15 protein-coding genes are annotated in these 11,920 nt (G+C 58.4%); 6 read left to right on the forward strand and 9 right to left on the reverse strand.

Going from position 1 to position 11,920, the window contains the following annotated elements; genetic code table 11:
- Positions 1-41: 41 nt before the first annotated feature.
- Entirely contained in the window at positions 42-662 is a 621-nt protein-coding gene (locus tag AC2FIB_RS17765) for a cysteine hydrolase family protein (RefSeq protein WP_496733482.1), read from the reverse strand.
- Positions 663-1,290: 628 nt separating this feature from the next.
- On the opposite strand from AC2FIB_RS17765, the gene AC2FIB_RS17770 reads away from it, so the two are divergent.
- The 4 genes from AC2FIB_RS17770 to AC2FIB_RS17785 all read left to right on the forward strand — a co-directional run bounded on the left by AC2FIB_RS17770 (position 1,291) and on the right by AC2FIB_RS17785 (position 4,194).
- Positions 1,291-1,431 (forward strand): hypothetical protein, encoded by a 141-nt coding sequence (locus tag AC2FIB_RS17770; protein WP_160116486.1) that lies wholly within the window; start codon positions 1,291-1,293, stop codon positions 1,429-1,431.
- Between the two features lie 36 nt (positions 1,432-1,467).
- On the forward strand, positions 1,468-2,991 hold the full coding sequence (gene purF / locus AC2FIB_RS17775; RefSeq protein WP_496733484.1) for an amidophosphoribosyltransferase: 1,524 nt from the start codon (positions 1,468-1,470) through the stop codon (positions 2,989-2,991).
- Between the two features lie 268 nt (positions 2,992-3,259).
- On the forward strand, positions 3,260-3,508 hold the full coding sequence (locus AC2FIB_RS17780) for a hypothetical protein (protein WP_058271935.1): 249 nt from the start codon (positions 3,260-3,262) through the stop codon (positions 3,506-3,508).
- Positions 3,509-3,549: 41 nt separating this feature from the next.
- Positions 3,550-4,194, forward strand: coding sequence for an SDR family NAD(P)-dependent oxidoreductase (locus AC2FIB_RS17785; protein WP_496733485.1), 645 nt, complete (start codon positions 3,550-3,552; stop codon positions 4,192-4,194).
- A 61-nt stretch (positions 4,195-4,255) separates the two neighbouring features.
- Here AC2FIB_RS17785 and AC2FIB_RS17790 read toward each other — a convergent pair whose 3' ends face one another.
- The 4 genes from AC2FIB_RS17790 to AC2FIB_RS17805 all read right to left on the reverse strand — a co-directional run bounded on the left by AC2FIB_RS17790 (position 4,256) and on the right by AC2FIB_RS17805 (position 6,767).
- Positions 4,256-5,098 carry an ATP-binding protein gene (locus tag AC2FIB_RS17790; RefSeq protein ID WP_496733487.1) on the reverse strand — a complete coding sequence of 281 codons (843 nt, stop codon included), beginning with the start codon at positions 5,096-5,098 and terminating at the stop codon, positions 4,256-4,258.
- A 116-nt stretch (positions 5,099-5,214) separates the two neighbouring features.
- Positions 5,215-6,090 carry a twin-arginine translocase subunit TatC gene (gene tatC / locus AC2FIB_RS17795; protein ID WP_058278110.1) on the reverse strand — a complete coding sequence of 292 codons (876 nt, stop codon included), beginning with the start codon at positions 6,088-6,090 and terminating at the stop codon, positions 5,215-5,217.
- Entirely contained in the window at positions 6,087-6,545 is a 459-nt protein-coding gene (gene tatB, locus AC2FIB_RS17800) for a Sec-independent protein translocase protein TatB (protein WP_058271821.1), read from the reverse strand. The genes tatC and tatB overlap by 4 nt, the downstream gene beginning before the upstream one ends.
- 6 nt (positions 6,546-6,551) lie before the next feature.
- A complete protein-coding gene (locus tag AC2FIB_RS17805; protein ID WP_058271822.1) occupies positions 6,552-6,767 on the reverse strand; it encodes a twin-arginine translocase TatA/TatE family subunit in 216 nt (71 codons plus the stop codon).
- A gap of 217 nt (positions 6,768-6,984) precedes the next feature.
- Between AC2FIB_RS17805 and AC2FIB_RS17810 the strand changes: the two genes are divergently transcribed.
- Together AC2FIB_RS17810 and AC2FIB_RS17815 are read left to right on the forward strand one after the other, a co-directional pair.
- Complete coding sequence (locus tag AC2FIB_RS17810; RefSeq protein WP_282118279.1) at positions 6,985-7,293, forward strand: hypothetical protein; 309 nt, start codon at positions 6,985-6,987, stop codon at positions 7,291-7,293.
- A gap of 15 nt (positions 7,294-7,308) precedes the next feature.
- A complete protein-coding gene (locus AC2FIB_RS17815) occupies positions 7,309-7,980 on the forward strand; it encodes a helix-turn-helix transcriptional regulator (RefSeq protein ID WP_282118278.1) in 672 nt (223 codons plus the stop codon).
- Positions 7,981-8,041: 61 nt separating this feature from the next.
- Here the strand turns inward: AC2FIB_RS17815 and AC2FIB_RS17820 are convergent, their stop codons facing one another.
- The 4 genes from AC2FIB_RS17820 to AC2FIB_RS17835 all read right to left on the reverse strand — a co-directional run bounded on the left by AC2FIB_RS17820 (position 8,042) and on the right by AC2FIB_RS17835 (position 11,910).
- The gene (locus AC2FIB_RS17820; RefSeq protein ID WP_109311749.1) at positions 8,042-9,211 is read right to left on the reverse strand and encodes a LysM peptidoglycan-binding domain-containing M23 family metallopeptidase; all 1,170 of its coding nucleotides are present in this window, start codon (positions 9,209-9,211) and stop codon (positions 8,042-8,044) included.
- A 63-nt stretch (positions 9,212-9,274) separates the two neighbouring features.
- Positions 9,275-9,925 carry a protein-L-isoaspartate(D-aspartate) O-methyltransferase gene (locus AC2FIB_RS17825; protein ID WP_058271826.1) on the reverse strand — a complete coding sequence of 217 codons (651 nt, stop codon included), beginning with the start codon at positions 9,923-9,925 and terminating at the stop codon, positions 9,275-9,277.
- The gene (gene surE, locus AC2FIB_RS17830; RefSeq protein WP_496733491.1) at positions 9,922-10,704 is read right to left on the reverse strand and encodes a 5'/3'-nucleotidase SurE; all 783 of its coding nucleotides are present in this window, start codon (positions 10,702-10,704) and stop codon (positions 9,922-9,924) included. Before surE ends, AC2FIB_RS17825 begins: the two co-directional genes overlap by 4 nt.
- A 120-nt stretch (positions 10,705-10,824) precedes the next feature.
- The gene (locus AC2FIB_RS17835) at positions 10,825-11,910 is read right to left on the reverse strand and encodes an ABC transporter ATP-binding protein (protein ID WP_496842535.1); all 1,086 of its coding nucleotides are present in this window, start codon (positions 11,908-11,910) and stop codon (positions 10,825-10,827) included.
- Positions 11,911-11,920: the final 10 nt, after the last annotated feature.

Here is an 11,920-nt window from a genome sequence, read left to right on the forward strand (position 1 = left end):
ATTAGGCAATGCGAAACAGACGTGAAGGAGCCGTTTGCGTATCAGAGCAAAGAGATCGCGTTGATCACCGTTTCACGGTTCTGAACCGCGCCGGTTTGCAAATACTCCATTGCGCTGAGCGCAGCTTCATGGGCTTTGAAGGATGACCCGCCGACGCAGTCCTCCACAACACGGCAGAAGTAGTCTGATTGGTGGCCATCAACGAACGTGTAGTGCACACAAACATCGGTCAGGCCTCCGCATAGTATCAAAGTATCTACCTTCAGGCCGCGTAGCAGAATTTCGAAATCGGTTCCAAAAAACGCAGAATAACGCCGCTTCGGTACTAAATAGTCACCAGTGCGATATCCCATCTCTTCTTTGGCAACCTCTGTCCGTGGATCACCTTCGAGACAGTGTATGTCCTCATCGCCATCCAGCTCCCGGCCGAAGTCGATCTGGTCGGCACGATGAACTTCCTGAATGAAAATGACGGGCACATTGCTTTGATGTGCGGCATCAACCAAATCGCGCGCAGCGAGCATTCGTTCCTTATAACCCGGCATATTGTCGATTGAGCGGATTGCGCTGTTATCAATGAACGTGCTCTTCTGAATGTCGATCACGATTAGGGCGGGTCGACCCTCGATTAGTTTCTTTGCATTTTTGTGTTTGGTTGTCATCTTCGACCTCAGTTTTATCAGGTCGTCCTGACTAAGCGCCGTTCCTGGCCGGGTCGTCCCGGCGGGCAGATTAATTTTGCCTAAATGTGGTAGGGCGCTTGGTCAAGGGTGTGGGCTTATTTGTATTGGGATGAATAGCAGAGGTTCGTATCCAAACCGGCATTGTCGGCTTTGTCCCGCACAACGGTCCTTAGGTCGGGAAGCTGAGTTGTTCCACCTACGGTCACACAAACCCTTCGCCTGCACAAACCGTGCATCTGATCGTCTTCAAACCGAAACAACCGTCGCAGCGATTAAAAATCGGCTTTCCGTGAATGTCGCGACTTTTGATGACTTCACCCGATCCGTTACAGATCTGGCAAGGTGCCCGCCCCATACCCCTGCATCGGTGACACCGGCGCTTTACCGGTTCTTCTTTTTTGTTTCCTTGTTTGTGCTGCCACATGGCGGGTATCCGATCGAACCTTTATCATTGCCGAAAACTCACTATGTCGACCATGACACCACATGCCTGCGGTCCCTGTCACCTTTTCATGTTGTTTTTGACAAAATCCGCATGCGTCAAATCGCGAATGTGATCCTTTGATGACACAGGCGCGCTTAGGCATTATGTGAGTGGCGAACTGACATGGAATCGGAGCTGCCGATCTTGCTGTATCTGTTTTCTTACGCGCTTGCCCTTGCGACGCTGGCGTGTTTGCGCCGCCAATCGGCCGGGCGACAATGCGTACAGATACCGCTGTCCAGACGGCCCGACCCGCACACCTAATCAACATAAACACGTCATGGAAATTGGAGCCCGTATATGTGTGGCATTTTAGGGATCGCAAGCAGGACACATGATGTCTTTGCGGAAATCTATGACGGGCTGCTGATGTTGCAGCACCGGGGTCAGGATGCCTCGGGGATCGTGACCTATACCGGTGAGTTCTTCCGTGAGAAGAAAGCCAACGGGTTGGTCAAGGACGTCTTTAACGCCAGTGACGCCGAGACCCTGCTGGGACAGGTCGGTATGGGGCATGTGCGCTATCCTACGGCCGGATCGCTCAGCGCGGCTGAGGCGCAGCCGTTTTTCGTCAACGCGCCCTATGGCATCTATCTGGTCCATAACGGCAACATCACCAACACCGCCGAGCAGCGCGAGAAAGTTACCGCCAAATACAGCCGCCACCTGCGCACCACGTCGGATTCCGAGATTATGCTGAATGTTCTGGCGGACAAAGTGGCCGACGCGATCAAGGTCAATGGCAACGCCGAACCGATCCGCAACATCTTTGCCGGTGTGAAGATGACGATGGAACGCGTTCAGGGTGCCTATTCAGTGATCTGTCTGGTGGCCGGCGTTGGCATGCTGGCGTTCCGCGATCCCTACGGCATTCGCCCCCTGTCGGTCGCCAAGCGCGATGTAGATGGGGACGGCGACGATTATGCTTTTGCCTCCGAAGACGTGGCATTCGGCATTAATGGTTTTGAAAAGCTGCGTGATGTGAAACCGGGTGAGGCCATCCTGATCGACCTTGACGGCAACATGCACACGTTCCAGGCAGTCGATGGTCAGCTGACCCCTTGTATCTTTGAGTATGTCTACCTGGCCCGTCCGGATTCGCTGTTGGATGGTGTTTCGGTCTACAAAACCCAGATGCGTATGGGTCAGACGCTGGCGCGCCAGATTGAGGCTGCAGGCCTAGAGATCGACCGCATCATCCCGGTACCCGATAGCGCACGCCCAGTGGCGCTTGAGGTCGCGAAAGCCACGGGCATTCCTTACCGTGAGGGTCTGGTCAAGAACCGCTATGTAGGCCGCACATTCATCATGCCCGGTCAGGAAGAGCGTCAGAAATCCGTACGCCGCAAGCTGAACGCCGTTCCGTTGGAGTTCAAAGGCCATAACGTATTGCTGATCGACGATTCCATCGTGCGCGGCAACACGATCAAAAAAATCGTTCAGATGTGCCGCGAAGCCGGGGCCAAGAAGGTTTTCATCGCCAGCGCCTCGCCACCGGTGAAATTCCCCAACGTCTACGGCATCGACATGCCCACCAAACATGAGTTGATCGCAAACGGTAAGAACATTGAGGATATCCGGCAGGAGCTGGGCGCAGACGCCCTGTTCTATCAGGATCTCGATGACCTGATTTGGTCCGCCAAGGAAGGTAACCCGGATATCGAATCCTTCGATTGCTCGTGCTTTGACGGAAACTACATCACCGGCAGCGTCAGCGAAGACTATCTGGACAGCCTCGAAAACAGCAGCCGGGTCAGCAAGAAAAAGCAGGACATGCAGGTGCCCGGCGGGTCCTGGAATGCGGCCAAATTGGCGTCCGGCTAAGAATACGCCCCCGAATCAGATTGCAGTGATGGCCCGTTTCGCAATTGCGATGCGGGCCTTTTCACGTATGGGCCACGCCTGATCGGTTGGTTTTCGCGCACAACTTTTCGATGAAGAAACTGCAATTGCAGGAACTTCGGCGACGCAGCTATTCAGCCGCGCTATCGCGCAATCCCCGCCTCTTTAGTTCCTGTCTTTCGTTTGATAGCGCATTTGCCGAACCACTCAAAAAACAAGGGGTCAGGCCAACGTGGCCAGGCCGAAAATTATGTCAAACGCCAACGTCAAAAACGCGGCCACACAGACGGGCGCGCTAAAGAAGAACTCAGTCTCTGTGCTGGGCGTCTTTGGTCCAAAAGCTGACATGCGTGCGTTGGTGCGCCTGTCGTCAGGCCGGGTCAAAGAGGTCAAGCCCGGCAGCCGGGTGTCGTCGGGCACTGTGATTGCCATTGATGACGAAGGCGTCATGCTGCGACAAAGCGGCCAGACCAAGCGGATCGTCATCCCCGGAAGTTAATCTGCCTTGACGCCCTGCACGCATGGGTTCAAACCGCCCTTATGACCGATCAGACTAAAATTGCCCTCATCACCGGGGCTTCGCGCGGATTGGGTGCTGCCCTGGCCGAAGCTCTGGCACCCGAGTATCACATCGTCGCCGTCGCCCGCACCACTGGTGGGTTGGAAGAGCTGGATGACCGGATCAAGGCCAAAGGTGGCGCGGCCACGCTTGCGCCGATGGACATCGCGGACCCGAATGCCATGGCGACCCTGTGCCGGGGAATCCATGACCGATGGGGCAAAGTTGATCTGTGGATGCACACTGCAGTCCACACCTCGGCCCTGACGCCTGTGCATTTCGTGGACCCCAAGGAATGGACGAAGGCGGTCAACATCAACGCAACAGCCACGTCGGTTCTGATCCCGTATATCGCGCCCCTGTTGGGCGACAGCGGCCATGCGGTGTTTTTTGACGATCCCAAGGCGGGTGAGAAGTTCTATGGCATCTATGGCGCAACCAAAGCCGCGCAACTGGCGCTTGCCCGCAGCTGGGCGGTAGAGACAGAACGTACAGGTCCGCGCGTGTCCATCGTGGAACCCGCGCCAATGCCCACGGCTGTGCGCGCTCGGTTCCACCCCGGCGAAGACCGCGATGTGTTGACTAGTCCTACGGATGAGGCGGCCAGAATTTTGGCATTGTTGTAGGAATGGCCCCTTGGGCCATGCCTCCGGCGAGGAAATGTTTTGGCCAGATGAAGCGGGCGGACTACGCGATATGTACGCCGTTGCGACCCGCCAGATCTACAAAGAACTGCCACGCCACGCGACCCGAACGTCCGCCCCGGGTGGCTTGCCATTCGATGGCCTCGGCGCGCAGGATATCGGCGTCTACGGATACACCATGAGCCGAGCAATACCGATCGATCATCGCAAGATATTCATCTTGATCGCAGGGGTGGAAGCCCAGCCACAGGCCGAACCGGTCGGAGAGCGAGACTTTTTCCTCGACTGCCTCTGACGGATTGATCGCGCTGGAGCGTTCGTTTTCGATCATGTCCCGCGGCATCAGGTGACGGCGGTTCGACGTCGCGTAGAAAACAACGTTTTCGGGACGGCCCTCGATGCCTCCGTCCAGCACCGCCTTGAGCGACTTGTAATGCTGGTCATCGTGGCTGAACGACAGGTCATCGCAGAACAGGATGAACCGGTGTGGCGCTGCCCGTAGGTGGTTAAGAAGACGCGCGACCGAGCCCATGTCTTCACGCTGAAGTTCGACCAGTTTGAGGTCAGGAAATTCCGCCTGCAACGTACCGTGGACGGCTTTGACGAGGCTGGATTTACCCATGCCCCGTGCACCCCACAACAGCGCGTTGTTGGCCTTGTATCCGGCCGCAAAGCGGCGCGTGTTGTCCAGCAGCGTATCACGTGAACGATTAATGCCCACTAACAGGTCCAGATCGACACGGTTGACCTGTTTGACCGGCTCCAGCCGGTCCGGCTCGACTTGCCAGACAAAAGCCGGGGCAGCTTCGAAGTCGGGCGCGGCCAATGGGGCCGGTGCCATGCGTTCCAAGGCGTCAGCGATACGGTTCAGGGCTTGGTCGTTCATGGGCGCCTCCGGTCGGTTTTGCGGGTTTCAAACCATGTTCCGCCGGGCGCAACAAGAGCCGCGTACAAAAAAGGCGCGCCCCAACGGGCGCGCCTGATTGTTACCGATCATCAGGATTACTTGCCTTCTTCTTCCTGAATGATCTCTTCATCCGCTTCTTCTTCGTCGTCATAGTATCCATCGGCGCGCAGTTGTTCCTCGCGCTTCTTCTCAACACGTGCGACCAGGAAGATCGAAACCTCGTACAGCCCATAGACGACCACGAACAGGATGACCTGCGTGATCACGTCAGGCGGTGTCACCAGCGCGGCCAGAACCAGAATGGCAACCACAGCGTATTTACGCACGCCCCCCAGACCTTCGGCAGTTACCAACCCGGCTTTGCCCATCAGGGTCAATAGAACCGGCAGCTGGAAACACAGCCCAAAGGCCACGATGAACTTGATCGTCAGGTTCAGGTATTCCTGTGCCGAGCCCTGGAAGACCACGCTCAGCGGCGCTGTGACCGTGCCGTCAACCACTGCCTCGCCTTCCGCTCCGAACTGCTGGAAACCCAGGAAAAAGTCGTAAGCTAGTGGCGTGACCACGTAAAACGCAAAGCTTGCCCCCAGCAGGAACATGAACGGCGACGCCAGCATGAACGGCAGGAACGCATTCTTTTCTGTCCGGTACAGGCCTGGTGCCACGAACCGCCACATCTGCATCCCGATATAGGGGAATGCCAGTATGAAGCCGCCCAGCAGCGAGACCTTGATGGCGACGAAGAAACCTTCCTGCGGTGAGATGAAGATCAGCCCACAATCCTGTCCGCGATCAGCAAGTACCTGACACAAGGGATTCGTCAGGAAGTTAAACAGCGGCGTAGCGACCGTGAAACAGATTATCATCCCGATCAGGAACGCCACGACGCAGTGAATCAACCGCGTGCGCAGTTCTGCCAGATGCTCGATCAATGGGGCCGAGCTGTCTTCGATCTCGTCGGTATTGCTCATGTCTTGCTTTCAGTATTCAGCGCGGCTTCGGCCTCTTCAGCCTTGGCTAGCGCATCCGCAGCTTCTTTGGCCTTACGCTCGGCCGCGGCACGTGCGGTCGAGGCCTGAATCTTCTTGGCCTGCTCGGCACGTTCTGCAGCCAGCTTGCCTGTCTCGCTGTCGGGGTCGAACTTGGTCGGGTCCATGCTCTTGGCCATTTCCTGTGCGGCTTCTTTGACACCGTCCATGGCGGTGTTCACAGGATTGGTGGCCGCATTCAGACCCTTCTTGATCTCGTTCACGCCCGCCTGATCCGCCGCCTCGTTCATGGCGCTGCTGAACTCGCGCGCCATGCCACGGGCCTTGCCAACCCAGCGGCCGACATTGCGGAACAACACCGGCAGATCCTTTGGCCCCACAACGATCAGGGCAACAACGCCGATGACCAGAAGCTCGGTCCAGCCCAGATCAAACATCTGCGCTTAGACCTTGTCTTTGTCTGTCTCGGGCGTGACGTCTTTTGCCACCTCGGACGCGTCCTGCTCCAGCTCGTCCGCACCTTCTTTGACGCCCTTCTTGAACGAGGTGATGCCTTTGCCCACTTCGCCCATAAGCGAGCTGATTTTGCCGCGGCCAAACAGCACCAGCACCACAACGGCAATCAGCAGAAGACCGGGAAGTCCGATATTGTTAAGCATGTCTCTTCTCCTTTGAAGTCAGCGCAAGCGCGCCGGGAATGTGATCTGGCACCGTGTTTACGCGCGGGCGGTCCATCGCAAAAGCGTGTCGGCCCGGTTCTGTGCCCCAAAATGAACGGATCACGCGATTTTTGAGGACTCGCATTTCTCAACTGACAGGTTTATGTCAGTTGTAAACACGTACAACGGCCCTGTCTCATCAAAACAGGAGCATGACGTGACACAAATCGCAGAAACCGTAACCTTCAAACTCGCGGCCGATGTAACAAAGGAGGATTTCGTGAACATCATGAAAGGCACTGAATCCTTTGTTCGGAACGCGGACGGCTTTGTCTTTCGACGCCTCAGCGCAGGGGATGATGGGCTTTGGACCGACACAGTCATCTGGGCCAACATGGATTGCGCTCAATCCGCCGCCGCAGCCTTTCCAAAGCAGGATTTCGCTCCTGCGGTGATGGCCGCAATCGCGCCGGACACGGTCACCATGCGCCACGATGCAATCCATTGGACCATCGGAGCGTCATGACACACAGGACATCCCATGCGCCGCTCTGACCGGCTGTTCGATATCATCCAGATCCTGCGCGACGGTAAACTTCACCGTGCGCAGGACATCGCGGACCGGCTTGAGGTGTCGGTTCGCACCATCTATCGCGACATGGATACGCTGGTTGCCTCGGGCATCCCCGTCGAGGGCGAACGCGGTGTGGGCTACATGGTGCGTGAGCAGATCACCCTGCCCCCGCTGAATCTGACCCCTGCCGAGCTTGAGGCGTTGAACCTCGGTATGGCCATCGTAGCCGAAGCCGCAGACCCCGACCTCAAGGCCGCAGCCACGTCGCTGGCCGACAAGATCGACGCCGTGTTGCCCACGCAGGTCGTGGCCGAGGCTGACAGTTGGAAATTTGCAGTCTATCCCTTTGCCGATGCGGCGCGTGGGCTGGCGCATATGGCCCCGATCCGCGCCGCCATCAAATCCCGCCAGAAACTCCGTCTGTCTTACCGTCGGATCGACGGCGTTCTGACTGATCGGGTCATACGCCCGCTGCACATGGAATACTGGGGGCGCGTCTGGACCCTGACGGCATGGTGCGAGTTACGTCAGGGGTTCCGTGTTTTTCGCATAGACCTGATCGAAACAATCTTGCCCCTGCCCGAGGTCTTCGCAGACGAGCCCGGCAAGAGCCTTAGCGATTATGACCCGCACGCCTGACAGGTCTCGTCTTCTCTCGAATACTCTGGCAGAAGGCACATCCCGCTCGGGGCCATAACCCTCACCGCAGATAGGGTTCCGGATCGACAGATTCGAACCCTTTACGCACCTCGAAATGGACGTAGGCATTGTCGCCGCCGCGCAAGGAGGCGATCTTTTGGCCGCGCTTGACGCGAGCACCCTTTTTCACAGTGATGTTTTCGACATTCGCGTAGACGGTCAGCAGGTCGCTGTTGTGCTTTACCACAATGATCGGCACTTGATCCGCGTCCGCCGTGATTGCGGCAACAGTACCCGCAGCGGCAGCGTTAACCGGGCTACCCGGCGAGGCCGCAATGTCGATGCCTTCGTTCGAGCCCTTTTTATAGGTGCGGATGATCGTTCCTGTGACCGGCAGGCCAAGCGCAGAATTGCTTTGCGTTGTGGGTGCTTCGGCGGTCACGTCTGGCGCGGGCTCGGCGGGCTTGATGACTTCATCCGGCAGAGGTTGCGTCGCGCTGGGTGGCGTCGGTGTCGGCGATCCCTGCCCAGGTTGGGTGATCGTAGTCGCAGGGACTGTTGTCACGGCGGCCGCCTCCTGACGGGGCGCAGGCTGGTTCTTGATAGGAATCAGCAGAAACTGTCCTTCACGCACGGTAAAGTCCGACCCCAGCCCGTTCCACTCGGCCAAGGCATCTACCGGCACGTTATACAGGCGCGCGATCGTATACGCGGTTTCGCCGCGCTTGACCTTGTGGCGAATGGGTTCGGGTCCCGCCGGCGCAGGGGCCGGAGCAGGCGCGGCGGTTGGTTGTGCCGGTTCCAGCGTCGATGTGCGCACCGACCCATCCGCCGGAGCTGCGTCAATCGCAGTGCCTGCAATTGTCGCGATATCGACAGAGCTGGCCGCGCTGACGGTACGGGGCAAGGCGACCACCTCGCCATCACGCAGCTGGTCCGCAGCTTGCAATCCGTTAAAACGCGCGACTTCCGCTGCCGGTAATCCGACCCGGGCGGCGACATCGCCAACCGTGTCGCCCCGGCGCGCAACGGCCACTTGATAATTGGGATAGGTGATCACGCCACGCGCATCCGGTGCCGGCCGGTTGGCAGTGGCTGCCTGCGCCGCATCGGCCGTGGAGAACCCGCCGACATTGCCACGCAGGTCATAATCTATGGGGCCTTCGCATCCCGCGAGGAACGCCAAAGACGCAACACCTGCTGCGACTGCTGATTTGGAAACTGCTCTCATTTTACTGTCCTCACCGCCTGCCCCTGTTGTCCGGGGTTCCAGCGCTTATCGCGAAATATTTCTTTACGCTCCGTCTTTGCCAAGCCCTTCTAGCAGGGGCACGAACCGAACGGGCAACAATTCATCATAGTCCAGGCCGGTCTCAGTGCGTCTGACCCGGATCAGGGTCTGAACCGCATCCGACTGTCCCACCGGCAAAACCATGATACCGCCGATTTTGAGCTGCGCCAAGAGCGGCCCGGGCGGGTCCTCGGCGGCGGCGGTCACAATGATACGATCAAACGGGGCTTGTTCCGACAAACCGAACGACCCATCCGACAGCATCGCCGTCACATTGGTCATTCCCAATTCTCGAAACAGCTCGCCGGTTTCGCGCACCAGACGTTTATGACGTTCGACCGTATAGACCCGGCGCGCCAGCTTGGACAGAACCGCGGCCTGATAGCCCGAGCCTGTACCAACTTCCAGCACTGTGTCACGAGGGCGCACATCCAGCGCCTGCGTCATCAGCCCCACTACCGAAGGCTGGCTGATCGTCTGGCCACAGGCGATCGGCAGCGGTGTATCCTCATAAGCGCGCTCGGCGAACAGACCCTTGACGAAACGGCCCCGATCGACCTGTTCCATCGCAGCCAGAACGCGCGCATCCGTTACTCCGCGCGACCGCAGGGCGAAGAGGAATTGCATGGTTGTTTCTGGATCAAGTCCGCTCATTCGATCGACTTCAGTTGTTCCAGAACATCATGGGCCGTCAGGTCCGCACGCATCGGTGTGACCGAGATGTAGCCCCCAAGGTTAACTGCCGCATCCGTGCCGGGTGCGGTCGGGTTGTGCTGATAACCGCCCTTGATCCACAGGAACCGCCGACCCGAGGGCGAGCTGTGCGGTTCAACCGAGAAATTGGTATCCCGGCGAAAACCCTGCGGCGCGATGCGCGTCCCCAGAACCTCATCCGCCGGCACAGGTGGGAAATTCACGTTGTAAAACAGGCGGTAATCGCCCTGCCCTTCAGGCGTTGCTTTCAGAATTCGCCGCACGAGGTCGGCCCCGTAACACGTTGCAGCCTCAAAAGGATCATCCAGACCCAGGTTGCGCGGTCCGAAATACTGCGACAAGGCAATCGCAGGAATACCCTGCAGGGCAGCTTCCATCGCCCCACCCACCGTGCCGGAATACAGCGTGTTCTCGGCCGAGTTGTTGCCGCGGTTCACACCGGACAACACCAGATCGGGCGGCGTGTCTTTCATGACGTCGTGCAGCCCGGCCAACACACAGTCAGCGGGTGAGCCTTCGGCGGCATAGCGGCGTTCGCCGAGCTTAGCGACCATCATCGGGTGGGTATAGCTGATGCAGTGGCCGACACCCGATTGTTCGAACGCAGGTGCCACGACCCAAACCTCGCCATCCGGGCCTGCCAGATCGGCGGCAATCGCCTCAAGTGCGATCAGCCCCGGGGCATTGATCCCGTCATCATTGGTCAGAAGTATACGCATAAGCCCCATCCACCCGGCGTTTTGCCCTTGATAGACCCGCCCCCGCGTCGCGGCAAGCAAAGCACGCGTCCAATCTGATGCTTTCGCGCACCACTTGGCGCTAAACTGTGGCTTTCCAGCCTAAACCGGGAAAACGAAACACCTGTCACGGCGGATGGTCAGCCACATGACCCGTCCCGGGCTGGGAACAAAGACATTGGGCACCGTCGCCCTCAGGATCGAGCCATCATGGTCCATCCGAAATTCAACAAGGCTTTCGTTGCCCAAAAACCGTGCCCGCTCGACCACGCCCCGCGCGGCAACGCCGTCGGTCGGTGTCGGCAGCGGCCCCTTGCCGTTTCGGTCAAAGTCCAGCCTCACGTGCTGCGGGCGGAATACGATTTCGACATCTGTATTGTCTGGAACGCCGGGTGCCAGAAATTGCCCGAATGGCGTTTCGGCCAAGGCTCCATTCACTTTGGATTGCAAAACATTGATATCACTAAAAAACGCCACCGCCGCCTTGTCCGCCGGGCGGGTAAAGACGTTGTAGGGCGCGCCTTGTTGCACGACTTTACCCCGCCGCATCAGGGCGATTTCATCCGCCATGCGCATCGCTTCTTCCGGCTCATGCGTGACTAGAACAACTGCGGCGTCCTCTTCCTTGAGGATCGCAAGCGTTTCATCGCGAATGCCGTCCCGCAACCGGTTGTCGAGGCCCGAGAAAGGTTCATCCATCAGCATGATCCGCGGACGCGGGGCCAATGCGCGGGCCAGTGCCACACGTTGCTGCTCGCCACCTGACAGATGATGCGGGTAGTCATCGACGAAACGCATCAGGTCGACTTTGTGCAGCAGCGCTTCGACGCGGGCGCGTTTTTCGTCCCTATGCCCCTTCAGGCCAAAGGCCACATTGTCGGCAACGCTGAGATGCGGAAACAGGGCAAAGTCCTGAAACATCAGCCCTATTTCGCGCCGCTCGGGCGGTACACGAAACACCGTGTCACAGATCAGCTTGCCATCGACATAGATCTCGCCGGATTCCTGCATCTCGACCCCGGCGATCATGCGCAGGGTTGTCGACTTGCCGCAACCTGACGGGCCAAGCAGACAGGTCACCTGCCCCGCCCGCACCGTCAGCGAGACGTCATCCACAACGACCCGCCCCTCATACCGGGCGATCAGATTTCGGATTTCCAGTCGAGGAGGAGTAGCGTTTTCTGTCACCGATGGGCCC

The sequence above is a fragment of the Ruegeria sp. YTSA072 genome, assembly GCF_059610285.1.